Raw genomic sequence first — 440 nt, 5'->3', positions numbered from 1 at the left:
GAATTAAAGCGAGTTTACGCACGATGTTGTCCTTGTTTTTAAATGTCGGCAATACCGTGTATTGTACTTGATTTTTCAAAACTTCACGGCAGTTTTGTGCAAAATTCAAGCAAACCCTGCATATCTTTCGCTATGCCGTCAGCAAATGGCAACGGATGGGCTTTTTCGCCGTACCAAACGGTCTTCATGCCCAAGGCTTTGGCTTGGTGCAGATTGTCGGCGCTGTCGTCCACCATAATGCACTGTTCGGGTTTGACGCCCAACAGGCGGCAGACGTTGAGATAGGCTTGCGGATTGGGTTTGTAGAGCAGGCCGAAGTCGTCCGTGCCGAACAAGCCGTCAAAATGCGCTTCCAAGCCCAACGCCTCAACCAATGCGCGGACATAAAACGAAGGCCCGTTGGAAAATACGGCTTTTCGCCCTTTCAGACGGCCTAAAAC

The 440-nt window shown here is 50.0% G+C and carries 1 protein-coding gene; it reads right to left on the bottom strand.

Annotated features, from left to right (window positions below; translation table 11 throughout):
• Positions 1 to 83: 83 nt before the first annotated feature.
• Positions 84 to 440: HAD-IA family hydrolase (locus ACTHTJ_RS10900; RefSeq protein WP_440362693.1), on the bottom strand; the 357-nt coding region annotated here is incomplete at its 5' end.

The organism is Neisseria sp. P0018.S001, from assembly GCF_051957355.1.
GTDB lineage: Bacteria > Pseudomonadota > Gammaproteobacteria > Burkholderiales > Neisseriaceae > Neisseria > Neisseria subflava_A.
This window is presented reverse-complemented; position numbering and strand designations above follow the sequence as displayed.